The sequence below is a fragment of the Azospirillum sp. A29 genome (genome assembly GCF_042604625.1).
In the GTDB taxonomy this organism is placed as follows: Bacteria; Pseudomonadota; Alphaproteobacteria; order Azospirillales; family Azospirillaceae; genus Azospirillum; species Azospirillum palustre.
In genome coordinates, this window is sequence record NZ_CP170467.1 from 871642 (window position 1) to 896641 (window position 25000).

Below are 25000 nucleotides of genomic sequence, written 5' to 3' on the forward strand. Positions count from 1 at the left end.
AAGGCTGAGTAAACGATCAGAATAGGACGACAATGCCGACCGTTTCCGCCCGCAAGCATGCAGCCCTACGCGTGACCCTCCTTGCGGGGGCATCGATGATCGTCCTAGCCGGTGTCCTGAGCCCGTCGCCGAGCGAGGCGCAGACGACGAACACCATTACGGGAACGACCGTCACGGCCATCCAGACGATCACGTCTGGAAACAGCCTGTCGATCACCTCCACCGGAATGATCGCCCCGACATCGGGGGCCGGCATCTCGATTCCCGGCAGCACCACCATCGGGTCGGTCTGGAACGACGGCAGCATCGTATCGACCAACTCGAACGCCATTTCGCCGGGTGTCGGCGCCTCGATCGTCGGCATCTACAACACCGGCTACATCTCTGGCGCCAGCAACGTCCTGCAAGCGTCGTCGAATTCGAGGATCGGTACCATCACCAATTCCGGCACGCTCTCGGGCGCTACCGGCCTCAACCTCGACAATTCAACTCTTGGCACCATCACGAACTCAGGGCTGATCATCGCCACCGGATCGAACGGGCCGGTTTCGATGAGCGGGACCACGAGCGCCGCAGCTTTGGTCAACACCAGCACCGGCACGCTCACGGGATCACAGGGTTCGGCAGCCGCGCTTCAGGTCTTCGGCTCGCTGACCTCCCTCACGCTCCTCGACAACGCCGGCCTGATGAAGGCGGCGACCGGCATCAAGCTCAACGGAACGATCGTCACCCTGACCAACAGCGGAACGATCCACGGCACATCCTCCAGCGGAAACGCACTCTCGATCTCCAGCAACGGCAGGATCGATACCTTCACCAACACCGGGACGATCCTCGGCAACATCACCGATCTCCGGACCGGGGGCCTGTTGATCACCGGCGGCACCGGGACCAGCTTCGGAACGCTGACGGGAACCGCGGTCGGCACGGCGAGCACGATCACCGCGGCCGGAAACGTCACGTTCAGCGGCAACACAGTCCTCAACGGCAATGTCACCTCCGCCAGCGGGGTGGGCACGATCACCAACACGGGCGTTCTCTACGTTCAACGCGGCACCACCCTTTCCGGCGCCTATAGCCAACCGGTCAATGCGACGCTGCAGATCGGCGTCGTCTCCACCACAACCTACGGCCAATTGAACGTGTCGGGCAACGTGACGCTGACCAGCGGCACATCCATCGTGATGACGGCGGCGCCATCGGGAACGCTGGCGGCCGGTGCCTACACGATCGTCAGCGGTCCGATCTCTACCGACTACAGCGGCGTCACCGTCACCGCGCCGTCCTCCGGCCTGGATATCGCCACCGCCACCGTCGTCAGCGCAACGAACAGCCTCGTGGTCACGCTGACGGACCCGAGCCGCCTGTATTGGGATGGCGACACCGGGGGCAACGCGTCCAACAACACGGTGGACGGCGGCAACGGGACTTGGAGCAGCGCCACGACCAACTGGACCAAAGCCGACGGTTCCACCAATGGTACCCTGACCGGCTCCGCCATCACGCCGGTCTTCCAGGGCACCGCTGGGACGGTGACCGTTTCCGGCTCGGTCTCGGCGGCTGGAATGACCTTCGGGACCACCGGCTACCTGCTGACCGGCGGAACCATCGGCCTGACGGCGTCACCCTCGACGATCACCGCCGGCACCGGCGTCACCGCCAGCATCGCGTCGAGCCTGACCGGCTCCGGCGGGCTTTACAAGACCGGTGCCGGCACTCTGGTGCTGTCGGGAACCAACAGCTTTACCGGCGGCACCAGCATCAACGCCGGCACCCTGACCCTGAACGGCGGAACGGCACTGGCCGACAGCGGGACGCTGGACGTCGGTGCCAGCGGTCAACTCCAACTCGGCGCGAACGAGACGGTGGGCGCCCTGTCGGGCGCCGGAATCATCGGATTGAACGCCTACACACTGACCACCAGCGCCGGCACCAACACCACGGTCAGCGGTTCGATCACCGGCACCGGCGGGCTGGTGAAGGCGGGAACCGGCACGCTGACCCTGTCGGGGAGCGGCAGCTACACCGGCGGAACCACGATCACCGGCGGGACGCTGGCGGCCAGCAGCGCTTCGGCGCTCGCCAGCACAGGGGCCGTGTCGATCGGTTCCGGCGCGGCGTTCCAGCTCAACACCAGTCTGACGATCGGCGCGCTGTCCGGTGCCGGCAATGTCGTGCTGGGCGCCAACACACTGACGTTCGGGGATGCCGCCGACACGACCCTGTCGGGTTCGATCACCGGCACCGGCGGTCTGGTGAAGGCAGGCAGCGGCGTGGCGACCCTGTCCGCCACGAACCTCAGCGGTGCCGTCAGCATTGGCGGCGGAACCCTGGCATTGGCCGGCACGATCGGCGCCGCCACCATCGCTGCAGGGGCCACCCTGGCAAGCACCGGCGCCCTGACCACTGGCGCCATCGTCAACAGCGGCACCATCGCGCTCGGCAGCTCGGTGTTGACGGCGGGCGGCAACATCACCGGCACGGGCAGCATCACCGTCACCATCGGCAGTGGCGGCACCGGCTACATCGTCAACGCCGCCAACACTGCCAACTACGCACCGGGTGCCGGGACGGTCACCGTCACGCCGACGCTCAGCGGCGTCACCATCGCCAACGGCGCGACGGTCGCCCTGATCCGTGGCAATGCCGGCAGCACCGCACCCAACTTCACCGGGACGACCTTTTCGGTGGCGACGACCGGATCGGCGGTTTGGACGGCTGCGGCCGGCACGGCCTATGTCGGCACCGTGGATCTGAACGGCTATACGGTCACCGCCAACGACACGGTGCTGGTTGCCACCGTGACATCGACCACGCCGACGACACCGGTTGTCACCACCCCGACCACCCCCGTGGTGACGACCCCCACCTCCCCCGTGGTGACGACGCCGACTACCCCAGTGGTGACGCCCCCGGTCGTGACACCGACGACGCCCACCGTCACCCCAGGCGTGATCGACGGCTCCCAGCCGACCTTCACCAACGGAGACGGCGCGGTCAGGGCCACAACCGTCACCTTCGACGGCGGCACACTGAAGCCGGTAGCGCCGCTGACCCTGAGCCAGACGGTCAATGTCGAGGCGTCCAATGGCGTCATCAATCCCAACGGTTCGACCGTCACGCTGTCCGGCTCGATCACCGGGGCGGGGCAACTCACGGTGACCGGTTCCGGCTCGCTCATCCTCTCCAACACGGTTTCCAACAGTGGCGGCCTGAACGTTCGGTCGGGCGGGTTGACGATTGCCAGCGGCGGCAACGTCGTGGCTCCAGTTGTCGTCGGCGGCGGCACGGTCACCGTCAACGGCGGCGGCAATGTGGCCGCCCCGCTCACGGTCAGCAGCGGCACGGTGACGGTCAGCGACGGCGGTAGCGTCTCCGCTCCGGTCACCGTCGGAAATGGCACCGTCGCCATCAACAGCGGCGGCACGGTCGCTTCGTCAGTGAGCGTGGAAAGCGGCGGCTCGGCCAAGGTGAACGGTGAGATCACCGGCGCCGTGAGCGTTGCCAGCGGTGGGACGCTCAGCGGCAGCGGCCTCGTCGGTGGCCCCACCTCTGTCTCCGGCATTCTGGCGCCGGGCAATTCGCCAGGCACACTGGTCTTCACAGCCCCTGTCAGGCTCACCGCAAGTTCCACCTACCAGGTCGAGATCGACGGCACCGGTACTGGGACGGGCGCCGGCAACCACGATCAGGTGATCGTCCGCGGCGCCTCCTTCAACGCCGGAGGACGATTGACGCCCATCCTGCGCGGCATCGCCGGTTCGGCGACCAACAGTTTCACTCCGGCGCTGGGTGAAAGCTTCACCGTGGTCACCGCCGACGGTGGCGTCTCCGGGCACTTCGCCGCCCTCGACCAACCGAGCGGCGGGCTGGCGGCCGGCACGCGGTTGGACCTGCTCTATGGCTCCAATGCCGTCGCGTTGGTGGCGACCCCCAGCAGCTACGCCAACCTCGGCGCGGCGGGTCTCAGCCAGAGCGCCAATCAGCAAGCTGTCGGCGCCGCGCTGGAGAGCTTCCGCCCGGCGGCAGGCGGGCAGGCGCCGGATGCGGCGACACAGGCGTTGTTTGATAATCTCCACACCCTGCCGGGCGGACAGATTGGCTCGGCGCTCAACCAGCTGTCCGGCGTCATCCATGCCGACGCGCTGGCGGCCGATCAAGCCAACCGCCGTCTGTTCGGTCACGCCGTGGAGGCCCGGCAGGCGGCTGGGCGCGGCGCCGTCAATACACCGGGACCGGTGGCGGGCGTGGTGGAGTTCCTGTTCGACGGCAAGGCGCGGTCGGGCTCCGGCCTGCCGGACGGCAACGTGAAGACGACACCCGGTGGGGCCAGTCTGTGGGGCCAGCCGCTGGTCGGCCGGGGCCGTAGCGGCAACGACGGCAACGGTGGGGCGGTAGACCGCTTCACCGGCGGCTTCATGGTCGGTTCCGACTACGCATTTGATCCGGCACTCAAGGCCGGTGTGGCGCTGGGCTTCCTGCGCACCCGGGTCAAGGCGGAAGGTGGACTGGGCAAGGGCACGGTGGATAGCTATCAGGCAACCGCCTATGGAAGCTGGACACCGGGTGCGGCCTTCATCGATGCGGCGTTGGGCTATGGTTATGGCCGCACCGAGACGTCGCGGTCGGTGACGTTCGGCAATGTCGCCGGGGTGGCATCGGGCGAGGCGAACGGCAATGCCCTCTCGGCGGAGCTGTCGACGGGTACCCGCATGGCGCTGAACGGCGAGACCTGGGTCGAGCCGCGCGTCGGGCTGCGGTGGGATCGGCTGGAGCGCGACGGCTTTACCGAGAGCGGCAACCCGCTACTGAGCCTGACGGAGGAAACGGCGACGCGGAATGTGTTGCGCAGTTCGGTCGGACTGCGGGCCGGTACGCGGCTGAACTTGGGTGAGACCGTGGTCGAGCCGACCGGGCTTGTGGGTTGGGAGCATGACTGGCGCGACGTGGATGCGTCGGCGACCGCCGCCCTCAACGGCGCGCGCTTCGCTGTGCAGTCCAGCCAAGGGGGGCGCGATGCCGCTCTGGTGGGTGCCGGGCTAACAGTGACGATGACGCAGCGGCTCTCTTTGCAAGTCGGCTATCTCGGCGAGATTCGCCGCCGCGAGAGCAATCACGGCCTGTCGGCTGGACTGCGCTGGTCCTGGTGATTGAATGGCATTGTCACGTTAACCTGTGTGTTGCAGCGAGGCGAGTGGGGCAAGAGATCGCTCCAGTTCCGCTAGTAGTTCCGTCAGCTCTCGCGCTAGGACTGGCGATTTGGCGCGGCGGGTTAGGCGACGGGGTTCCGTTGCAAAGTTTGACGGCAGGCGCGAAGAGCCGCGGCGTCCGCGTCGTCAGGCGGCAACACCGAACAGGCTGGCAATGAAGGTCGCCTGAGCGGGCATGTCGTTGGCGGGCATGGCGGCGACCTGCCCCTTGCGCACCATCGCCAAGATCTCGTAGCCGGCAATCGTCCGACGTGCCGAGTGGAAGTCTTTGAATCCGAGCCCCGGCAGGACCAGCCGCTTGATCCGTCGGTGATCCTGTTCAACAATATTATTGAGGTACTTGACCCGGTGCAGCTTGGTGAAACGCCATAGCTCGCCGTTCTCCTTCATCGCCTTGGTCGCGCTCGGATAGGCGGCGTTCTTGTCCACGGTGAGGGTGCGCGGGTTCACCGTGTGCGCCTGCTTCTGCGCCTTGCGGAAGAAACGCCGGGCCGCGGCGGCATCCCGCTTGGCACTGAGCAGGAAATCGATCGTCTGCCCGCGCGCATCGACGGCGCGGTACAGGTACATCCACCGCCCCTTCACCTTCACGTAGGTCTCGTCCACCCGCCAGGAGCGGTGGTCAGGCGCAGGTGCGGGCGGATGCGCTTGTCCAGTTCCGGCGCGTAGGCCTGGATCCAGCGGTAAAGCGTGGTGTGATCGACGGCAACGCCGCGGTCGGCCAGCATCTGTTCCAGATCGCGGTAGCTGATCGGGAACTGCAGGTACCAGCGCACCGCCCACAGGATCACCTCCGCCGTGAACTGCCGGCCCTTGAACGGGCTCCTCCTGCTGCGCATCACCGTGTCACCTCAACGCCGAAAGGGTTGGGTTTTACCGGATCTTCGCCCGCCGGCAAACTTTGCAACGGAACCGATGGCATCTGCTGCGCAGCGCCAACGACGCCCTTCGCGGTGTTCCGGAACACAATCACCGCGACCTTTGCGCCGCTGCTCGGATGGCGCCCGCACCATCGGAGCCGCCGGGGGGAGATGAGTGAAACTCCCCAGCTGGTTGCTCTCGAACCGGAGCGGCGGTTGCGCAGCACTGAATAGTGGGCGCAGGCGGCCCAGGAGCGCCGCGATGCCCGGTATGGCGAAGCGGCTCGTCTGCGCGAACAGTGCCTGTACCCCCTGTCAATCCCTGTCAGCTTGCCGGATTGCGCGCGGTGACGATCCACACCGCGCCGTTGATTATCACCGACCGCTCACCGGGGCAGTTCGCGAAGACGGCACGAACCGCGGCGGAGGCGCGGGCCCGGATGTCGTCGGGCTGATCGGCGAGCGCGCGCGACAGCGGGCCGACCTCAAGTGTCATCTCCACCGCATCGTCGAGCGCCGCGTCCCGCGTCCCTCCCATTCCGAACGGGATGGAGGCATCGAATGGCGCGATAGCGACATCGGTGAAGCCGGCCGCCGTCAGGATACGCGCCACCCGCCCTTGGTCGCCGAACGAGAATGGGCCGGGCGCTTCGGGGCCGGGAGGCGTCATCGGCGGGACGATGCCCTTGATCGCGCCCATCGGCAATCGCACCCAATCGTTCTCGGCCATGCCGCGCCAGCAGACGAAAGCAACCCGCGCCCCCGGCTTGAGCGCACGGCGCATATGAGCGAACGCCGCTGTAGGATCGTCAAAAAACATAACGCCAAAGCGTGAGAACAGAATGTCGAACGCGGCCTCGGGCAGTTCGACGCTGCTGGCGTCGGCCACCTGGAACAGGGCCGGCGTATCCTGCGGCGCTAGCGCACGGGCTCTGTCGATCAACGGTTCGGAGATGTCCACGCCCAGCACATGGCCCCCCGCGCCGACGCGGGCGCCCAGATCCAGACTAGACGTGCCCGCGCCACAGCCAACGTCCAGCACGCGTTCGCCCGTGGCGGGCGCGGCGGCTTCGATCGCGGCCAAGCCAAACACCGCCATCATGGTATCGAGCCGGGCGTGGTAAGCGACCCAGCGCTCCCCGCCTTGGCCATTCCAGTCGGCCACCTGATGAATATCGTTCTCTGCCATGCGATATCCTTGTTCTGATCCGTTCTTAACCGGGTGATCCGCCGTCGTAGTCTTTGCCACCGTGCGCAGCGATGAACATGGCGACGGCCGACCGGCAATAGGATTCGATTTCGCTGTCGTCCTCTGCTCTCGCCTGATCGAAGCGTGCGATCATCAGAAGATCGGATCCTTTGAAAAGCGCGGCGAACAAACGGGCGGACCGGAGAGGATCGGGCACGTTCAGAACCGCCTTCGCGTGCAATTGACGCAACAGGGCTTCGATTTGGGCAATGATATGGGCGGGTCCGGCTTCGTAATGGAGCTTGCTCAACGACTTTTGACTCGTGACGTCAGCCATGACCATGGCTTCGACACTGCGCACGTCCGGGCGCAACAGCGTGCGAAGCAGTGATGATCCCACCGCCATGAGCTGATCTTCGGCCGAACCGTCGACGCCTTCGAAAAGGGCCTGCGGTATTAACTGATGGCAGCGGGCCGCAAACGCCGCGCCAAACAGCGCCTCTTTGTTCTCGTAGTGCCGATAGATGCTGAGCTTGGAGATCTTTGCCCGCTGGGCGACTTTGTCCAATGTCGTCCCTTGGAAACCCAGTTCCGCAAAGAGTTCCCCCGCGGCATCGATGATCGTTTGGCCAAGCGCCTCGTTGGCGGGCCGGCCGCGCCGGGCCTGGCTGTTTTTTTCGGTCACGGCAATTACAGTCCTTGACAGTATCCTAATTACGGATTTACGATACCATTCAGTTTCTAAAACATGCAAGCCAAAGAGTGGATTTTTACCCGGTCCGCCAAATTGAGTTTCCCGAGACCGCCCGGCGATATCGAATGCGGCATCGGCCAGCCAACACAGTGATGGGCGACTGTCTCGGCGATGCCTGAGCCCTGCTCGCCAACCGTCTCGAGCGCGTGTCGCTGGACGATAGTGCGCGCCATGCCCACTCCAAACCTCTCCATCCACGACACGGAGCCCATTGCCATGGATGACGTCATCATCATCGGCGGCAGCTTTGCCGGTCTCGCCGCAGCCCTGCAGCTCGGCCGTGCCCGCCGCAAGGTCACCGTTCTCGATACCGGCCTGCGGCGCAATCGCTTTGCGGGCCGCTCGCACGGCGTGCTCGGCCACGATCACAAGCCCCCCTCGGACATCTGGGCCGAGGCGCGGCAGCAGCTGGCGCGTTATCCCACGATCAGGCTGTTCAATACCCGGGCCGACAGCGTCTCCGGCGCCATCGACGATTTCTCCGTGCTCACTAGCGGTGGCGAAAGCCTTAGGGCGCGCCGCCTGATCCTGAGCTATGGCGTTGTGGACCAGATGCCTGATGTTCCGGGTTATGCTGAAAGCTGGGGCTCATCCGTCATCCCGTGCTCCTATTGCGACGGCTTCGAAGTTGCCGACCAACATTGGGGCCTTGTCTGGTCGGGTCCGCAGTCGATGAACCAGGTCAGGCTGTTTCACGATTGGACCGACAATTTGACGGTCTTCGCTGATGGTCATGACATCACACCCGAGATCAGGGCCGATCTTACGGCCCGCCAAGCACCTCTCGTTGATGGCCGGATCATCGGGGTTGCCCGTCACGGGAGCCATGGCGCCACCATCAAGCTCGATACCGGCCTCGAGGTCGCGGTCGATATCCTGTTCGCGCATCCGCGTACCAAGCCGTCCGCAAGCCTGCATGACTCACTGGGCCTCGCCACGGTCAATACGCCAACCGGCATCGCCCTCAAGACTGACGAGCGCCGCGAAACCAGCATGCCCGGCATCTACGCCGCCGGCGACCTCGCCAACCCCGGAATCCCCTCGGTCACCACGGCAACATGGCAGGGTGCGATGGCGGGTATCTTTGCCCAGCAGTCGATGCTGGTTTGAGAGCAAGCAGCATCGATCACGCCAGCTTCAATTTCACGATAGACAGGAGCGCCACCATGGCCGCCGCAAAGCCATTCATACCTCTCGACGAGAAATTTCCGTTTGACCGCCAACTCGGTATCGCGGCCGCGCCTCTCGTGCTCATCAACCTCTTCACGGTCGTCGATCCCGCTGACGAAGCAGGGTTCCTGGATGCTTTCAAGGCGGCTGCCGGGGTCATAACAAAGGCACCGGGCTTCATTTCCATGCAACTGCACCGAGCGGTCAGCGATAGCCCGACTTACCTGAACTATGTAGTGTGGGAATCCACCGAGGCGGTCCGCGCCGCCTTCACTGATCCCGAGTTCCTCGCGAAACTTCCGGCATATCCGTCATCGTTCGAAGCCAGACCGCACCTGTTCCAAAAGGTCGCCGTCCCCGGCTTTTGCACAACCTGACTCTGGAAATGGTGGCTTTTGGGCCGACACGTTGACGCTCGTTGCCGATGCCCACGGCTGGATCGCCACGGCCCGCGATCTCGGCCTCATCGAACGCCTCTGGCGCCAGTGGTCGCCCGGCTTCTCGCTCGATCCTGCTCTCAAGGCAAAGCTGCACGAGCACCTGCGGGCGAGCATGCCCGCGCCGCTAATAATCTAATGTGAGACCAGGAGCAGGCATGAAGAAGGGACCGATGATTGTGTTGGGTGGCGTTCTGACGGCGGCGCTGGGTGCCGCCGCAGCCGTAACGCTATCCATGCACACGCAGGAGGCGTCGGCGGTCAGCGACCCCCGGCAGGACGTGCCAATCGTCCGGCTTGCCACCGCGGCTCCGGTGAACGGATCGGACCGCAGTTTTACCGGCGTCGTCGGAGCGAGGGTGCAGAGCAACCTTGGCTTCCGCGTCCCCGGCAAGATCGTCGAGCGGCTTGCGACGGTCGGCCAGCCGGTCAAAGCCGGCCAGCCGCTGATGCGCATCGACGAGACCGATCTGCGCCTCGCGCTGACGGCCAAGCGCAATGCCGCTGCCGCGGCGCGTGCCGTGGTCGTTCAAACGCAGGCGGACGAGCGGCGCTACGCCAGCCTGCTCAATGACGGATGGGCCTCCCGCCAGCGTCATGAACAGGCGAAGGCCGCGCTGGACACCGCCAGGGCGCAGCTTGCCAGTGCCGAGGCGGATGCCCGGGTCGCCGAGAACGAGGCGACCTACTCGCTCCTGGTGGCAGACAGCGACGGAACGGTGGTCGAAACGCTCGGCGAGCCGGGACAGGTCGTCTCCGCCGGCCAGACCGTCGTCCGGATCGCCCAGGCCGGCCCCCGCGAGGCGGTGGTGGCGCTGCCGGAAACCATCCGGCCGCAAATCGGTTCGCCGGCCGAGGCCAGCCTCTATGGTGCCGACGGGCAGCGTTACGGCGCGCATCTCCGCCAGCTTTCGGACGCCGCCGATGCCCAGACCCGCACCTACGAAGCGCGCTATGTACTCGATGGCGATGCCGCGGCGGCACCCCTCGGTGCGACGGTGACCATCAGGTTGACGAGCCGGACGGGCCAGACGGACAACTTGCAGGTGCCGCTGGGCGCCGTGCTGGACGACGGCCGGAGGACCGGTGTCTGGACCTTGGATCGCGCCAGTTCGACGGTGCGCTTCCAGCCGGTCCGGCTGGTCCGGGTCAGCGGCAAAACCGCCGTGATCTCCGGGCTTGGCCTTGGTGATCCGGTGGTGTCGCTCGGCGCCCATCTTTTGCAGGAGGGCGTCCGTGTCAGGACCGCCTCCGAAAGCGGGGTCCGGTGATGAGCCTCAATCTTTCCGCGCTCGCCGTCCGTGAACGGGCGGTCACCCTGTTCTTCATCCTTCTGCTGGCGGCGGCAGGCGCCTTCGCCTTCGTCATGCTCGGCCGGGCGGAGGACCCCTCCTTCACCATCAAGACCCTGACGGTCACCAGCGTCTGGCCGGGCGCCACGGCGCGCGAGATGCAGGATCTCGTCGCCGAACCGCTGGAGAAGCGCCTTCAGGAACTGAGCTGGTACGACCGGGTGGAGACGACGACGCGGCCCGGCTACGCCTATATGACGCTCACGCTGAAGGACAGCACGCCGCCGGCCAGGGTGCAGGAGGAGTTCTATCAGGCCCGCAAGAAGATGGGCGACGAGACGCGCAACCTGCCGCCCGGCGTGCTCGGTCCCTTCGTCAACGACGAATATTCCGACGTCAGCTTCGCCCTCTATGCGCTGAAGGCCAAGGGCCTGCCGATGCGCGAGCTGGCCCGGCAGGCCGAGGCGATCCGCCAGGACCTGCTGCATGTGCCCGGCGTCAAGAAGGTCAACATCCTGGGCGAACGTCCGGAACGGATCTTCGTCGAGTTCTCCTATGCCAAGCTGGCGACGCTCGGCGTGTCGGCCCAGGACATCATCGCCGCTCTGCAACGGCAGAACAGCGTCACGCCGTCCGGCTCCATCGACACCCAGGGGCCGCAGGTCTTCATCCGCATCGACGGCGCCTATGACGGGGTGCAGGCGATTGCCGACACGCCGATCGCCGCCGCCGGGCGGACGCTGAAGCTGTCGGACATCGCCGAGGTCCGCCGCGGTTACGAGGATCCGCCGACCTACATCATCCGTCACCAGGGCGAACCCACCGTCATGCTGGCGACGGTCATGCAGGAGGGCTGGGACGGCCTCGCGCTCGGCAGGGCGCTGGAAGAGCGGGCGGCGGGGATCGCGCGGTCGCTGCCGCTCGGGATGACGCTCGACAAGGTGACCGATCAGGCCGTCAACATCACCGCGGCGGTCGACGAGTTCATGATCAAATTCGCCATGGCACTGGGCGTGGTGCTGCTGGTCAGCCTGCTCAGCCTCGGCTGGCGCGTCGGCATCGTGGTGGCGGCGGCCGTCCCGCTGACGCTCGCCGTCGTCTTCCTGATCATGCTGGAGACCGGCCGCTTCTTCGACCGCATCACGCTCGGCGCGCTGATCCTGTCGCTCGGCCTGCTGGTGGACGACGCCATCATCGCCATCGAGGTGATGGTGGTGAAGATGGAGGAGGGCGTCGACCGCATCAGGGCGGCGGCCTATGCCTGGAGCCACACCGCGGCGCCGATGCTGTCCGGAACGCTGGTGACCATCGCCGGCTTCCTGCCGGTTGGGTTCGCGCGCTCGACCGCCGGTGAATATGCCGGCAACATCTTCTGGGTCGTGGGGTTCTCCCTCATTGTCTCCTGGATCGTGGCGGTGATCTTCACGCCCTATCTGGGCGTCAGGATGCTGCCGGCGATCAAACCGGTCCCCGGCGGTCACGAGGCGATCTACGGCACCCCGAACTACCGGCGCCTGCGAGGGGTCATCAGCTTCGCCGTGCGCCACAGGATCGTGACCTGCGGGGTCGTCGGCCTCGCCTTCGCCGCCGCCATCGTCGGCATGGGCGGCGTGAAGCAGCAGTTCTTCCCGACCTCCGACCGTCCCGAGGTGCTGGTGGAGGTCCGCCTGCCGGAAGGCACCAGCATCGAGACGACGACGGCCTCGGTCGAGAAGATCGAACGCTGGCTGGCCGATCAGCCGGAGGCGAAGATCGTCACCAGCTATGTCGGCCAGGGCGCTCCCCGCTTCTTCATCGCCCTGTCGCCCGAACTGCCCGATCCCGCCTTCGCCAAGATCGTCGTGCTGACCCCGGACGCCGAGGCGCGCGAGGCCCTGAAGCACCGGCTGCGGCAGACGGTGGCGCAGGGGCTGGTGCCCGAGGCCTATGTCCGCGTCACCCAGCTCGTGTTCGGGCCCTACACGCCGTTCCCGGTCGAATTCCGGGTGATGGGCCCCGATCCGGCAAAGCTCTACGACATTTCCGAAAAGGCCCTCGCCATCATGCGGAGCGTTCCGGATGTCCGGCAGGCCAACCGGGATTGGGGCAACCGCACGCCGGTGCTCCGTTTCACGCCCGACCAGGACCGCCTGAACCTCATCGGCCTCTCGCCGGCCGAGGTCGGGCAGCAACTCCAGTTCCTTCTCACCGGGATCGCCGTCACCCAGGTCCGCGAGGACATCCGCAATGTCCCCATCGTGGCGCGCAGCGCCGGCGGCGATCGCCTGGACCCGGCCCGTCTGGCGGATTTCTCGCTGACGAGCCGGACCGGCCAGCAAATCCCGCTCGACCAGATCGGCCATGCGGAGATACGGCTGGAAGAGCCCATCATGAAGCGCCGGGACCGGACCTCCGTTATCACGATCCGCTCGGATATCAACGAGGCGACCCAGCCGCCGGAGGTTTCCAAGCAGATCATGACGGCCCTTGAACCGCTGATCGCCTCGCTTCCGGCCGGCTATCGCATCGAGATGGGCGGATCGATCGAGGAAGCGACCAAGGCCAACACGGCGCTCGGCAAGGTCTTCCCCGTCATGATCGCCGCCATGCTGATCGTCATCATGCTGCAGGTGCGGTCCTTCTCGACGATGGCTATGGTCCTGCTGACAGCACCGCTCGGCCTCGTCGGCGCCGTGCCCATGCTGCTCATCTTCAACCAGCCCTTCGGCTTCAACGCCATCCTGGGGCTGATCGGGTTGGCCGGCATCCTGATGCGCAACACGCTGATCCTGACCGAACAGATCAAGGAGAACCAAGCGGCTGGCTACGACGATTATCACGCCGTCATCGAGGCCACGGTGCAGCGCACTCGGCCGGTGATCCTGACCGCCCTTGCCGCGGTGCTGGCCTTCATCCCCCTTACCCATTCCGTCTTCTGGGGGTCGATGGCCTATACGCTGATCGGCGGCACGGCTGTCGGCACGGTGCTGATCCTGCTCTTCCTCCCTGCTCTTTATGCGGCATGGTTCCGGATCAAGCCGACGGCTGTCAGCGATACGTCAAGCTCCCATGCCCGTCTCGGCGTGATCTGAAGCGCTTTCGAGGTGGTTCTCCAGAACAGCGAACCACCTCGCATTCGGTCCGTCATCCCGCCCTTTGACGGCCAGCCGCCAAACTGTCCGGAAACCCACGTCAACGACGGCTTTCCGGACAAATTGATTGTCGGACTGCTTTCCGAACAAGCCTGGATGCCTTCACGAAGGAAGGCTGTGGGCCTCTCCATGCCGATAGCGGCCCCTGTCGCGACAGCCTCCGGTGTCCGCTTCTGACCCGAAGCGGACGGTCCCGTTTCCCTGCCTTGCCCAGTACGATCCACGCCGCACGCAAATGTTCCGCTGCTGCGAACGCTTGAAGGCTGCAAGAACGGGATCATCGGCGATCCTGCTCCGGGATGTGCTCCACCACCCGTCCTTCAGCTTCCTGAAGCGTTCCTCCAGTCTTCTGAGCCCTTGCTCTGCCCGACCGCGAGCGTGGCGCGCATCTCAGGGTCGAATGGCTGGCCGCCCTCATCCCTCCTGCCGACCAAGCGACCGAGGGTGCGGGCGAGCAGCTGCGAGAGGTCGTCCATGATCAGGAAAAAGGATGGAACGACGACGAGGCTCAGCACCGTCGAGACGATGATACCGCCGATGACGGCGATCGCCATCGGGGCGCGGAAGGAGCCGCCCTCGCCGACACCGAGGGCGGACGGGAGCATGCCGGCGGACATGGCGATCGAGGTCATGACGATCGGGCGGGCGCGCTTGCGCCCGGCCTCGATGATCGCTGCCTTGCGGTCCATGCCGCGCCGCATCCTCTCGATGCCGCAGTCGACGAGTACGATCGCGTTCTTGCTGACCACACCCATCAGCATGAGGATGCCGATCAGCACCGGCATGGAAAGCGCGTTCCGGGTCAGGATCAGGCCGGCCGCCACGCCGCCCATGGCGAGCGGCAACGAGAACAGGATGGTGAAGGGCTGGATCACGTCCCTGAAGAGCAGGATCAGGACGACCAGCACCATCATCAAGCCCAGGAGCATCGCGTCGCCGAAGCTTTGCTGCACCTCTCCCTGGATCTCGGCATCGCCGCTTTCGACGACGCTGACGGTGGCCGGAAGCTCCGCCTCGGCCACGATCGCCCGGACGCGGTCGGTCGCCGTGTCGAGCGCAACCCTGGCCGGCAGGTCCGCGCCGAGCGCCACGACGCGATGGCGGTCGTGGCGCCGGATCGAACCCGGCCCTTCCGCATGGTCGATGTCCGCGACGCTCGACAGCGGAACCATCGCCCCGGACGCGGTCCGGACCTTCAGGTTGCGGATCGCTGCGAGGTCGGCGCGGATGTCGCGGTCGAGCTGGACGCGGATCGGGATCAGCCGCCCGTCGAGCGCGATCTTGCTCAGTTGCGCGTCGTTGTCGCCGATGGTGGCGATGCGGACGAGCTGGGCAATCTGCTCCGCCGTGACGCCAAGGCGGGACATGCGGTCGTCACGCGGGCCGATACGCAACTCCGGCCGCGGCAGCGCGCCGTCGGTGCCAACATTGGCGACCAGCGGTTCGCCGCGCAGCCTCGCCTCCAGGCGCGCGACCGCCCGATCAAGATCCGCCGCACTGTCGGACAGCAGGTTGAAGGACAGGTCGCGCTCCCCCTCCTCGTTCATCCTGACGATGCGGACATCGGGGATCGATCGCAGCCGGCCGAGGATCTCCGCTTCGATGCGTGGCTGCGGCGTCGTACGGCCAGCCGGCGTGCGCTTGGGCAGATGCGGTCCGATCAGCGGAATCCGGCCGGCCACGCCATTGACCAGCGCGGTGGCGAGCGAGTGGTCGAGCGGGTCGAGACGCACGGTGACCGTAGCTCGGTGCGGCTCCGGATCGCCGGTCGGCGAGACGCCGCCAAGCACGAAGACGGTCGCGACGCCGTCGATGCCCCTGATCCGGTCATGGATCGCCGCCGTCGCCCGTTCGGTGTCCTCCAGCGTTGCGCCCGGCGGCAGTTCGACCGACAGGCTGACCCGCGCGTTGTCTTCCGGCGGCATGAAACTGCCGGGTATCTGGGCCAGGAAGTACACCGAGACACCCAGGCCGCCGATCGCGGCGAGCAGCGTGGCGTAGCGCCGGCGGGTCGTCACGGCGATGAAGGCCGTGTAGAGCCGCAGGATGCCGCCGTCCCCGCCGTCTCGATGGCGGGCCGCCTCCGCCGGGCGCAGCAGATGGGCCGCCATGACCGGGATGATCAGGCGGGCGACCAGAAGAGAGAAGAAGACGGCGACCGCCACCGTCAGGCCGAACTGGATGAAGTACTGCCCGGCGATGCCCGGCATGAACGAAACGGGCAGGAACACGGCGATGATGGCGAAGGTGGTGGCGATCACCGCCAGACCGATCTCGTCCGTCGCGTCGATGGCGGCGCGGTAGGGCGGCTTGCCGCTCCGGATGTGGCGTTCGACGGTCTCGATCTCGACGATCGCGTCATCGACGAGGATGCCGGTCGCCAGTGTCATCGCCAGCAAACTGACGAGGTTCAGCGAAAAGTCGAGGAGATCCAGGGCCCAGAAGGTCGGAATTGCCGAAAGCGGCAGGGCGACCGTTCCGATCAGGGTGGAGCGCCAGTTGCGCAGGAACACCATCACGATGAGGATGGCAAGGAACCCGCCCTCGGCCAGCGTGTGAAGCGCCGCCTCATAGGTGCCGAGGGTGATGACGACCGCATCGTCGATCAGGGTGATGGCGACGTCGGGGTGTTGCGCGCGGATACCGTCGAGCGTTCGGGCCACGATGTCGGCGACGCTCACCTCGCCGGCGCCCTTGGCACGGAACACCGCGACGGTGACGACCGGAAGCCCGTCGATACGGGCGAACGACCGCGGCTCCCGGTGGGCATCGGTTATCCGCCCCAGATCCGACAGGCGGACGAAGCGGCCGTTGGGCAGCCCGATCATCGTGCCGGCAAGGGCCGCCACGTCGCGGGCGTCACCCAGCAGGCGGATCGCCTGCTCACCACCGCCAACCCGCCCACGGCCGGAGCCAAGATCCAGGTTCATGCGGCGGAGCTGGCCGTCGACGTCGGCGGCGGTGATCTCGAAGGAGTTCAGGCGGTCGGCATCGAGTTCGATCCGGACCTCGCGGTCGGCACCGCCGTTGCGCTCGACGCGGCCGACGCCGCGCTGGCCCTGGAGGGCTCGGGTGATCGTGTCGTCGGCGAACCACGACAACTCCTCCAGCGTCATGCCGGGCGAGGAGACGGCGAAGGTCTGGATCGCCTGACCTTCGACCTCGACCCGCGAGACGATCGGAGGATCGATCATGGCCGGAAGATCGCCGCGAATTCGCTCGACCGCGTCCCTGACGTCCTGCAAGGCCTCGCCGGTGGGCACCTCCAGGCGGAAGGCGACGACGGTGGTGGAACGGCCGTCGGTGATCGTCGATGCGATGTGATGGACGCCGGCGATGCCGGCGACCGCGTCCTCGATCCGCTTGGCGACCTGGGCCTCGAGCTCGGCGGGGGTGGCGCCATCCTGCGTGACGGCAATCGAGACGATCGGCGCGTCGATGGTGGGAAGCCGCGTGATCGGCAGGGTATCGAAGGATCGCCAGCCGAGCACGACCAGCACGCAGAACGCCAGGATCGGGGCGACCGGATTGCGGATCGACCATGCGGAGACGTTCATGGCCCATGCTCTGTCTTGACCGCGACGATCCGGTCGCCGTCGCGCACGAAGGCGCCGGCCTTCGCCACCGCCTGCTCCCCCGCCGCGAGGCCGGACAGAATCTCGACGAAGGCCCCGTCCTGGATGCCGGCCGTCACCGGCACCAAGCGGACGACGCCGTCGTCGACCTTGCGGACGACGGCTCCCCCATCGGCCGCGCTGACCGAGGTCCGGGGCAGGACGACCGCCCGCTTCTCCGCGGTGACGATGACGGCGCTCGCGTGCATGCCGGCCCGGACCTCGGCCGCATCGGCCAGGGCGATTCGGACGGTGCCGAGGCGTGTCTGCGCATCGACCGTCGGCATGATCAGGCGGATCGTCCCGGTGACCGCCATGCGGCTGCCGGCAAGCCTGACCGTTGCCGGCTGACCGACCGCGAGCTTGAGGAGATCGGCCTCGGCGACATCGGCCTTCATCTCGACCGCGCCGTCGCGGATGATGGTGTACAGCGGCAGGACGTTGGCGCCGCCGTTGGCGATGGCGCCGACCTTGGCGTTCCTGGCCGAGATCACACCGCCGACCGGTGCGGTGACGGCGGTGCGGGCGAGGCGCAGGTCGACATCGGCGAGACGCGCGCCAGCCAGCTTGATGTCCGCCGCCGCGATGCCCAGGGCCTGCTCCGCCGAACGGAGACGCGCCTGCGCGGCGGTGGCGAGTGCCTTAAGCCGGTCGGCCTCGGCCGTCGACACCGTTTTGTTCGCCGAAAGCCGCTCGGCGCGATCGGCGACGCGGGCCGCCTCGTCGGCGTTCGCCTTGGCCTCGGCGCGTTGCGCCTGCCATTGCGCGAGTGCCGCCTCCGTCTTGGCGAGCGTGGCCGCGAGTTGACTTTTCTCCAACAGCAACGCGTCGTCGTCGAGAACGGCCAGCGTGCTGCCCGGTTCGACCCGGTCGCCGCGTTCGGCGTTCAAGGCGCGGATGGAGAGCCCGTCCACCAGCGGGGAAACATGGATCTCCTCCACCGCCTCGATCGAACCGGTTGCCAGGACACGATCGCGGATGGTGCGCTCCACCGCCTCGACGACGACGATCGAGGGCAGGATCGGCCGAGGGTCCGGCTTTGCCGCCTCCTCGGCCAGGGCGCCCGAACTGGTGAGGAGCGACAAGGCCGCGCGGGCGCCCAACGCAAGAAATCTCCGCAGCATCGCCGCCCGCTACCAGCGATAGCTGAGGCCGACGAGGGCGGAGCCCTGGTCAGCGCTGCCCTCGCGCTTGACCAGCGGGCTGTCGGCGGCGTCGCCGAGCAAGCGGCTGTAGTTGAGCCGGCCCATCGCCATGACCGAGTCGGTCAGCCGATACCCAAGGCCGACGGTGACGCCTGCGTCCTTGAAGCCGGCGGCGGCGTCGTAACGGGCGTAATGGCGGGCGGAGCGCGCGGCCTGGGCCGCGGTGATGCCGAAGGTGTTGCCCATGTACTTGTCGTCGGCCCAGGTGACGTGCGGGGTCACGCTGAACCGGCCCCGGCCGTCGAACAGCCCGATTCCATACTCTGCCTCGGCGGTGGCCTGGAGGCCCTCGCGGTCGCCGGACAGGTCGCGGGCGACCTCCAGGCCGAGGCCCACGGGACCGGCCTCGTAGCCGAGCCGGACGACCGCCACCGCGCCTCCCTCCAGATCCCCCAGACCTTTCAGAGCGTCGTTGTCGCTCTCGTCGCGGCCGAAGTCGTAGCGGACGCCGAGGTCGACCCGCAGGCGGTCGGTCTTGAGCGGGGTCGCGAAGACCCCGATCCCGCCCCGCGTGGTGAACCGGACCCGGTCCCGCCAGGACAGCTCCACCACCGGCACCGGCCGCACCTTGTAATCGTTGGAGCCCTCATAGTCCGGCGCGTAGAGGGCGCCCGCGCCGAGCGTGAAGGACCACTCCGCCGGGGGGCGGTCCTCGGCCGCCGCGATCCCCGCCATCATGGTCCCCGCCGCCACCGTCGCGCAGAATGCCGCCGCCGGAAATGTGTATCTCATTATGATTGCGCCTTATGTCCAGGTCAGGTTCGGCGCGGACCCTGACACCGCTGCCTGAACCGGACCTGAACGCGGCCGTTGCGTTCGGCCGTTGCATGCACGGGCGTCGCGGCAGGGCATCGACTCAGCTTCGCTTCAGGTTTCCCTGCTATTCCTGTCTTCCGACCAACCGCCCCAACTCCCAACCTCTCTAACCCCGTGAGTGAGGCATGCGCATTCTGCTCGTCGAGGATGACCCGCTGATCGGCGACGCCATCCGCACCCGCCTGACCCGGGCCGGCATGACCGTCGATTGGCTGGAGGACGGCGCCAGCCTCGACGGCGTCACCGAACTCGACGCCTTCGATCTGATGGTCCTCGATCTCGGCCTGCCCGATCGCGACGGCCTCGACATCCTGCGCCGGCAGCGGACGGACGGCCACGGCCTGCCGATCCTGATCCTGAGCGCGCGCTACGAGCTGGACAGCCGGGTGCGCGGCCTCGACCTCGGCGCCGACGACTATCTGGTCAAGCCGTTCGCCATGGAGGAACTGATGGCGCGTTGCCGCGCGCTCGCCCGCCGCCGCGGCGACGGCCGGCCGGGGATCCGGCACTACCGCGACCTGCGGATCGACCCCGCGTCCCTCGCCGTGCTGCGCGGCGCCGACAGCATCGCGCTGACTCCGAAGGTGTTCGCGCTGCTGCTGCTGTTCGTCGAGAATCAGGGCCGGGTCCTCACCCGCAACGCCCTCGAAAATCATCTCTACGGCTGGAGCGGCGAGGCCGAGAGCAACACGCTTGAGGTGTTCGTTTCGCAAATCCGCCGCAAGCTCGGCGCCGACCTGATCCAGACGATCCGCGGCGTCGGCTACATGCTGCCGAAGGAGTGAGCATGCCGTCGATCCACGCACACCTGCGGCGCCGGCTGGCTTGGCTGATCGCCGCGGCCTGGGTTCCGGCCTTCCTCCTGATCGTCGGCGCGGTGGCGCTGGAATACAAGGAATCGTTCCACAGCCGGACCGCCCACACGGCGCAGCTGATGCTGGCCTTCGCCGCGACGCAGCCGGCGTCACCCGCCGTGATGCCGATCTTCCAGGAGCAGCACGACCCCGACTTCGAGCTCGACGACTATCTGGTGGTGATCAGCCGGAACGGGCAGCTGCTCTATGCTTCGGAGGCGCTGCCGCCGGAGCGGCTGCTGGCCCTGCCCATGGATGGCAAAGCCGACGTCGGTGACGGCCTGCGCATCCTCCATGGCTTCGAGGACGAACGCACCGGCACGCGGGTGGTGATCGGCATCGATGCGTGGGAGCCGCTGTGGTCCTCGCTTCAAGTGGCCGGGGTGGTGGCGGGCTATGTCCTATGCGCGACGGTGCTGGGGGGGGCGGCCCTGACGCTCGGCATCCGCTCCGGCCTGGCGCCGCTCGACGCCTTCGCCGATCAGGTCGGGAACCGCAGCGAGGAGAACCTCGCGCCGCTGGATGAGGTGGAGGTACCGAGCGAGCTGCGGGTGGTTGCCCACGCGCTGAACGATCTGATGGCACGGCTGCGGCTGGTGCTGGACCGCGAGCGCGACTTTGTGTCGAACGCGGCCCACGAGTTGCGCACGCCGCTCACCGCGATCCGTGCCCAGGTGGAAGCCCTCGACGACGATCTGCCCGAGCACGCCCGGCCACGTTTCTCCAAGATCCTGGAGGCCGTGGACCGGGCCGGCCGGCTGATCACGCAACTCCTCGACGTCACACGGTCGCAGTCGCTCGATCTGGCGCAGCGGCCCGGCAGCCGGATCGACCTTGTCGAGCTCGCGCAGTCCGTCGTCGCCGAGCTGGTGCCGGCGGCCAATCGGCGTGAGGTGGAGATCACGCTGGAATCGTCCCGATCGGCCGCCGTCATCGCCCACCCGGAGCTGCTGGCGATCGTGCTGCGCAACGTCGTCGAGAACGCGGTGAAGTACGCCGCCTCGCCGGGCCGGGTGACGGTCACGGTCGCCGCCGACGGGCCGGCCGGCACTGGGCTGGTGGTGGAGGACGATGGCGCCGGCCTGTCGGTTGACGCGTTTGAGCGCGCGTTCGAGCGGTTCCAACGGCTCGGGCGCTCCGGAGGCGACGGGGTCGGCCTCGGCCTCTCGATTGTCGCTGAACTGTGCCGACGCATGCATGTGCCGGTGGAGCGGCTGGAACCGGGGGTGCTCGGTGGGCTGCATGTCCGCATGCGGTTGCCGAGCGCGCCACCGGATCACCGGACCACCTCCTATGGTTGAGGTTAGAGATCGACCTTGGACGGAGCCAAAGGGCAGTGATCGCATAATTGTGAATGGCCGCTTCTGGCGCAAAGCAGACGTCACCCATCGTCCGGCAATGCCTCCTGTTCCAGCTTAACATAGATCGCAGTGTCTCCACGGTGCTGACCGTGCTTCGGGACAGCGTCACAAGCTGCCTGCCTGGGTGATGTTGACGCGGAAGTGGTCGCAGCGACGTTGGTAGCGGCGGGTCATCTCGGCCGAGGCATGACCAAGATGCCGTAGGACGAAGCGCTCTGGGGGCCACTCGCAGGGCTGCGAACTCTTACCCAGACGACGCAGGAGTTCCTTTCCCCTTTCCCCGCCGGACCCGGGCCACCGCTCCCCTTGTCGCCCGCAAGCGCTCCGTGTAGCGCGCCGGCATTACCGGCGAGGACCAGCGCCCCGCCTGCATCAGCCCGGGCAGGTTGACACCGGCGGCCAGCAGGTCTTGGGCAGCGCCGACACGCAAGCTGTGGCCGCTGAAGCCGACGGCCAGCGGGTTGGCTTCGCCGGTGCGCCGTTCGACCACGCGGCGCACCGCCGCCGGGCTCATCCTTTCGCCGGCGCCGCTGCGCGACAGGTGACAGAACAGGTACGTCCCTTCCCTGGTGAGTGGCCCCTCCCCGTCCGCATCGGCCGGCCACCGTGGCGCCACCGCCCGCCAGGCGGCGAGCGCCGCTACCGCCTCGGCCGACAGCCAAGCCTCGGCGCCCTGCCCGTCCTGGTCGGTCTTGGAGCGCCGGATGCGGATGGTCGCCTCGCCCGGCTGCGCATCCGGGTTCAGAGCAAAGTCGACCGGGTGCAGGTCGTCCCAACGCAGCGCGACCAGTTCGTCGCCGCGGGCCAGGGTGTCGCGACCGACCAGCAGCAGCGCCCGGTCGCGCAGGTCAATCGGGCGGAGTGGCTTGCGCCGGTCCGGCTGTTCCGGATCGAGCCGGTCGAGGATCGGCGCCAGCACGGCGTCGGTCAGCGCCGCCGCCTGCCGCCGCTCGGATCCCAAGTCGCGCATGTGCCCGCGCCGCTCCAGTGTTACGCTCCAGTGCCGGCAGGGGTCGGTGTGCCCGGCGGCGCGGTGGATCAGGCTGATCGACGCGAGGTAGCGCGCGACGGTCGCCGGCTTGCGGGCCTTGCCGATCTCCCGGATGTAGTGCCCGACCGTCGCCGGCTCGGCCGGCAGCCAGGACAGCCCCTGCTGCCCGCACCAGCCGGCGAACAGCCGAACATCGGCCTCGGTGGCGCGCAGGGTCGCCTTGGCATAGCCGCGCTGGGCAACGTCCATAAATGTGCGCAGCGCAGCCATGGCGGCGTCGGCAAGGTCAGGCCTGACCATCGGCACGGCCACGACCGACGCGGCACACGGATTGCCGAAGCCGGCGGCGGCGTGCCACCAGGCGAGCGAGCTGCGGTAGCGGCGTACGGTGCTGTCCTTGCGGCCGGCGTTGCGGGCGGCAGTAAGAAATGCCTGTACCGTACTCGGCGAAGCCGGCAGCGCACTCAAACCGGCTTGGGCGCACCAGCGCACGAAGGTCCGCCCGTCACCGAGCAGCGCCCGCCGGGTTGCCACGGCCATAGGCCCGATAATGGCGACGCGGCGCGCGCCATCATCGGCGCGAACGCGCTCTGTCAAACCGGCGCGGCAATCTTCGCTCCAGTGGCCCAGGTTGCGCGTCAAAAACAAGGGCTCGGGGGTATGAAGGGCTGACAGCAGATTCCCAGCTTTCCAGTGGGCCAGCACGACATTGGCCAACTCGCCGGCCAGATGCTCGGCAGTCTCAGGCGGCAGCCATGCGTCGTTGAGGTCTTGATGCTTGTCTCCGAACAGGCCGAGCGCAGAGCCTTGATGGCGCAGCACCGTCGCCGCAGCGTCGAGATGGCCGTCCGCCAGCAGTGTGGTCAGCACGCGTACACCGAGTTCGATGGGCACGCCGCACCGTTTCACCGCCTGATGTAGAAGCTCCATGAACCAGAGGCAGCGCGCATGGCATTCGCCGCTGTGCTCCGGCGTGGCGGCATCGATGTCTCGGGAAACGCGACCGAGCATCCGAAGGGTCCGCTCGGGGGCGGGGTCTGCGATTTCCCGATAGACGTCCTGCATCCGGTCAAGAAAGGGTCCAAGGGTCTGTTCGGCGGAGCGTGCCTGGAGCTGTGTCAGCATGCTGTCCTCGTCGCCGGCCAGGAAGCGTGTGATTTCATGGCGGGATACGGCACCGGGTAGCAGGCCGAGACGCAGCACCGTCATCAGCGTGCGATGCCGACCCAGGCTGTCGGCGATGTCTGGGAGGGGGGCCGCGCCAGTCGCGCGCAACCGCGGAAACAGAAGCGCCAGCAGGTGGGCCAGCGGCGTTTCGGCTTCGACACCCAAATTGGCCAGCCGCTGGTCTGGACCGGCCCGCTCCTGTTCGGAGAAGGCGGCCCAATCTATGTCCGCCTCCCGGTCCACCGGAGCATCACGCACGACCAGGCGCGGCTTGCGGCGGATCGCCTCGACAACTGCCGGAGCCTTGGCCAGCAGAATGCAATAGCCCAGCAGGTCCAGCCAATCGACTTCACCGACGACCATCGGCGCCAGCACGGCATACATGCCGCACACCCGTCGGCTGTCGCGCGGCGTGGTCAGCAGGCCGTCGGTGGCGATCGCGAGGAGACGCGTCCAGCGCGGATCGGAGCGCCAGCCGTCCGGGCGAACACCGGACGGCACCGCAGCCTCGAACTCCGTCGTGAAGAGGCCCTGCGTCTCGGACCTTACGGCGACGGGCAGAGGAATCTCCAACTGGACGATCTTCTCCAGGTAGGCAGCCCCGCGCTCCGAATTTTTGTCGCCAAGGGCCTCGATCACCCGGCTCCGGTCGTAGGCAAGCAGGTAGGAAATGCCCGGAAAGTCAGCGATGGCACGCACGAGCTGGGCGACGGCACGGACCTCGGCGTCCTCGACCCGGTCGAGTTCGTCGATCAGGACGACAATCGGCACGTCGACTCTGGAAGGAACCATAAAATGCATTTCGGGTTCTTTGATTTCATTGGGAAATCGGCGAAATCTGGAACCATAAAGTGCAACGGTGGAGCCATAAAATGGTCTCTGGAGGCTGTTTTGGAACCATAAATTGGTTTAGTGGAATTTCAGAATTCACAAAGCTTTTGCGTGAGGT

14 protein-coding genes and 1 pseudogene are annotated in these 25000 nt (G+C 67.1%); 8 read left to right on the plus strand and 7 right to left on the minus strand.

Features of this window, described 5'->3' with window-relative positions; translation table 11 throughout:
- Nucleotides 1-32: 32 nt before the first annotated feature.
- Nucleotides 33-5150: an autotransporter domain-containing protein gene (locus ABNQ38_RS32175; RefSeq protein ID WP_377810350.1), complete on the plus strand. Its 5118-nt coding sequence runs from the start codon at nucleotides 33-35 to the stop codon at nucleotides 5148-5150.
- Nucleotides 5151-5336: 186 nt separating this feature from the next.
- Here the strand turns inward: ABNQ38_RS32175 and ABNQ38_RS32180 are convergent.
- The 3 genes and pseudogenes from ABNQ38_RS32180 to ABNQ38_RS32190 all read right to left on the minus strand — a co-directional run bounded on the left by ABNQ38_RS32180 (nucleotide 5337) and on the right by ABNQ38_RS32190 (nucleotide 7944).
- Nucleotides 5337-6049 (minus strand): annotated as a pseudogene (locus tag ABNQ38_RS32180) (IS6 family transposase).
- A 346-nt stretch (nucleotides 6050-6395) separates the two neighbouring features.
- Nucleotides 6396-7259: a class I SAM-dependent methyltransferase gene (locus ABNQ38_RS32185; protein WP_377810351.1), complete on the minus strand. Its 864-nt coding sequence runs from the start codon at nucleotides 7257-7259 to the stop codon at nucleotides 6396-6398.
- A gap of 25 nt (nucleotides 7260-7284) precedes the next feature.
- Nucleotides 7285-7944 (minus strand): TetR/AcrR family transcriptional regulator C-terminal domain-containing protein, encoded by a 660-nt coding sequence (locus ABNQ38_RS32190; RefSeq protein ID WP_377810352.1) that lies wholly within the window; start codon nucleotides 7942-7944, stop codon nucleotides 7285-7287.
- A 285-nt stretch (nucleotides 7945-8229) separates the two neighbouring features.
- On the opposite strand from ABNQ38_RS32190, the gene ABNQ38_RS32195 reads away from it, so the two are divergent.
- Genes ABNQ38_RS32195 through ABNQ38_RS32215 form a run of 5 tightly spaced genes read left to right on the plus strand, consistent with a single transcriptional unit; the run spans nucleotide 8230 to nucleotide 13983 of the window.
- Nucleotides 8230-9123 (plus strand): NAD(P)/FAD-dependent oxidoreductase, encoded by an 894-nt coding sequence (locus ABNQ38_RS32195; protein WP_377810353.1) that lies wholly within the window; start codon nucleotides 8230-8232, stop codon nucleotides 9121-9123.
- 56 nt (nucleotides 9124-9179) lie between these two features.
- The gene (locus ABNQ38_RS32200) at nucleotides 9180-9560 is read left to right on the plus strand and encodes an antibiotic biosynthesis monooxygenase family protein (RefSeq protein WP_377810354.1); all 381 of its coding nucleotides are present in this window, start codon (nucleotides 9180-9182) and stop codon (nucleotides 9558-9560) included.
- 31 nt (nucleotides 9561-9591) lie between these two features.
- Nucleotides 9592-9759, plus strand: a complete 168-nt coding sequence (locus tag ABNQ38_RS32205; RefSeq protein WP_377810355.1) for a hypothetical protein — start codon at nucleotides 9592-9594, stop codon at nucleotides 9757-9759.
- Between the two features lie 19 nt (nucleotides 9760-9778).
- Nucleotides 9779-10891, plus strand: a complete 1113-nt coding sequence (locus ABNQ38_RS32210; RefSeq protein WP_377810356.1) for an efflux RND transporter periplasmic adaptor subunit — start codon at nucleotides 9779-9781, stop codon at nucleotides 10889-10891.
- A complete protein-coding gene (locus ABNQ38_RS32215; protein ID WP_377810357.1) occupies nucleotides 10891-13983 on the plus strand; it encodes an efflux RND transporter permease subunit in 3093 nt (1030 codons plus the stop codon). The genes ABNQ38_RS32210 and ABNQ38_RS32215 overlap by 1 nt, the downstream gene beginning before the upstream one ends.
- 380 nt (nucleotides 13984-14363) lie before the next feature.
- On the opposite strand, the gene ABNQ38_RS32220 is transcribed toward ABNQ38_RS32215, so the two are convergent.
- Genes ABNQ38_RS32220 through ABNQ38_RS32230 form a run of 3 tightly spaced genes read right to left on the minus strand, consistent with a single transcriptional unit; the run spans nucleotide 14364 to nucleotide 19594 of the window.
- Nucleotides 14364-17600, minus strand: coding sequence for an efflux RND transporter permease subunit (locus ABNQ38_RS32220; RefSeq protein WP_377810358.1), 3237 nt, complete (start codon nucleotides 17598-17600; stop codon nucleotides 14364-14366).
- Entirely contained in the window at nucleotides 17597-18760 is a 1164-nt protein-coding gene (locus tag ABNQ38_RS32225) for an efflux RND transporter periplasmic adaptor subunit (protein WP_377810359.1), read from the minus strand. Before ABNQ38_RS32225 ends, ABNQ38_RS32220 begins: the two co-directional genes overlap by 4 nt.
- Before the next feature lie 30 nt (nucleotides 18761-18790).
- A complete protein-coding gene (locus ABNQ38_RS32230; protein ID WP_377810360.1) occupies nucleotides 18791-19594 on the minus strand; it encodes a MipA/OmpV family protein in 804 nt (267 codons plus the stop codon).
- 209 nt (nucleotides 19595-19803) lie between these two features.
- On the opposite strand from ABNQ38_RS32230, the gene ABNQ38_RS32235 reads away from it, so the two are divergent.
- Together ABNQ38_RS32235 and ABNQ38_RS32240 are read left to right on the plus strand one after the other, a co-directional pair.
- Entirely contained in the window at nucleotides 19804-20463 is a 660-nt protein-coding gene (locus ABNQ38_RS32235; RefSeq protein WP_377810361.1) for a response regulator, read from the plus strand.
- Between the two features lie 2 nt (nucleotides 20464-20465).
- Nucleotides 20466-21833 (plus strand): sensor histidine kinase, encoded by a 1368-nt coding sequence (locus ABNQ38_RS32240; protein ID WP_377810362.1) that lies wholly within the window; start codon nucleotides 20466-20468, stop codon nucleotides 21831-21833.
- 304 nt (nucleotides 21834-22137) lie between these two features.
- Here ABNQ38_RS32240 and ABNQ38_RS32245 read toward each other — a convergent pair whose 3' ends face one another.
- Nucleotides 22138-24822 (minus strand): P-loop NTPase fold protein, encoded by a 2685-nt coding sequence (locus tag ABNQ38_RS32245; RefSeq protein ID WP_377810363.1) that lies wholly within the window; start codon nucleotides 24820-24822, stop codon nucleotides 22138-22140.
- Nucleotides 24823-25000: the final 178 nt, after the last annotated feature.